This window comes from Burkholderia sp. COPS (assembly GCF_019425585.1).
GTDB lineage: Bacteria > Pseudomonadota > Gammaproteobacteria > Burkholderiales > Burkholderiaceae > Burkholderia > Burkholderia cepacia.
The window spans coordinates 1-1671 of record NZ_WIXR01000107.1 but is presented as its reverse complement, the minus strand read 5'-3'; the positions used below and the strand labels follow the sequence as shown (position 1 = coordinate 1671).

Here is a 1671-nt window from a genome sequence, read left to right as displayed (position 1 = left end):
GCGGCGAGCCAGCCCCAGCGGCCGAGATCCTTCAGCACCCACTCGTACATCACGAGCGCCGGCGCGACGCCGAACGACACCATGTCCGACAGGCTGTCGAACTGCTCGCCGAACGCGCTCTGCGTATGCGTCATGCGCGCGACGCGCCCGTCCATCCCGTCGAGCACCATCGCCACGAAAATCGCGATTGCGGCGATCTCGAAGCGCACGTTCATCGCCTGCACGACCGCGAAGAAGCCGCAGAACAGCGCGGCGGTCGTGAACGCGTTCGGCAGCAGGTAGATGCCGCGCGTCTTCAGGAACCGCTGGCGCGCGGCGCGGCGGCTCTCGATAGGCACCGGATCGGCGGCCATCCCCTTGTTGCGGCGGAACGGGCGTGGCGTCTGGCCGGCGCCGTTGCGCGGCCGACGCGGTTTGAATGCGGCCATCGTGCGCCTCGCCGCTTACTGCTCGAGCTCGGCGAGGATCGTCGACGACGCGTAGACCTTCTCGCCGATCGACACCTTCGCGCGGCTGCCGAGCGGCAGGTACACGTCGACGCGCGAACCGAAGCGGATGAAACCGTAGCGCTGGCCGCGCGACAGCGGCTCGCCGGCGCGCACGTAGCAGAGAATCCGGCGTGCGACGAGGCCGGCGATCTGCACGGCGGTCACGGTCTTGCCGCTCGCCGTCTGGATCACGACCGCGTTACGCTCGTTCTCGGTGGACGCCTTGTCGATCGCCGCGTTCAGGAACGCACCCGGGAAGTACTCGACCTTGGAGATCGCGCCATCGACCGGCGAACGCTGCGAATGGACGTTGAAGACATTCATGAACACGCTGATCTTCAGCGCTTCGCGGTTCGCGTACGGGTCCTGCGCGGTCTCGACCGCGACGATGCGGCCGTCCGCCGGGCACAGCACCGCGTTCGGCTGCGCCGGGATCGGGCGCTGCGGATCACGGAAGAACTGGACGACGAAAGCGAGCAGCAGCCAGAACGGCCACGCGAAGCCGAAGCCCCCGACGGCGTGGATCAACAGCGCGATGACGGCAGCAATCGCGATGAACGGCCAGCCTTCGCGCGCGATGATCGGATGAGGATAGTTCATGGATTCGTTCTGTGTTCGGTGAATTGCAAAGCCCGTAGCATAACAAAAGCCGCCCGGGGCACTGCTGCCTTCGGGCGGCTTTTTGGTACCGGCCCTTTATTCGAGGGCCGGAACAGCACGCGGTGCTTAGTTCTTCGTCTGGTCGACGAGCTTGTTCTTCGCGATCCACGGCATCATCGCGCGCAGCTTCGCACCGACCTGCTCGATCTGGTGCTCGGCCGTCAGGCGGCGGCGCGACTGCAGCGTCGGGGCACCTGCCTTGTTCTCGAGGATGAAGCTCTTCGCGTACTCGCCGGTCTGGATGTCGGTCAGGCACTGCTTCATCGCCTTCTTCGTCTCTTCCGTGACGATGCGCGGGCCCGTCACGTACTCGCCGTACTCGGCGTTGTTCGAGATCGAGTAGTTCATGTTCGCGATGCCGCCTTCGTAGATCAGGTCGACGATCAGCTTCAGTTCGTGCAGGCACTCGAAGTACGCCATTTCCGGCGCGTAACCCGCCTCGACCAGCGTTTCGAAACCAGCCCCTCCCACCCCCACCGCCCCCCCCCCCCTCCCGCCCTGGTCTCCCACCCACGTCGCCACC

General features: G+C 66.0%; 2 protein-coding genes and 1 pseudogene. All 3 read right to left on the bottom strand.

The window, feature by feature from the left end:
- Positions 1-428: CDP-alcohol phosphatidyltransferase family protein (locus tag FOZ70_RS37820; protein ID WP_219707916.1), on the bottom strand; the 428-nt coding region annotated here is incomplete at its 3' end.
- A 15-nt stretch (positions 429-443) separates the two neighbouring features.
- Complete coding sequence (locus FOZ70_RS37815) at positions 444-1088, bottom strand: phosphatidylserine decarboxylase (RefSeq protein WP_027784995.1); 645 nt, start codon at positions 1086-1088, stop codon at positions 444-446.
- A 126-nt stretch (positions 1089-1214) separates the two neighbouring features.
- Positions 1215-1671: pseudogene (locus FOZ70_RS37810) on the bottom strand (ketol-acid reductoisomerase); the annotation flags it as partial.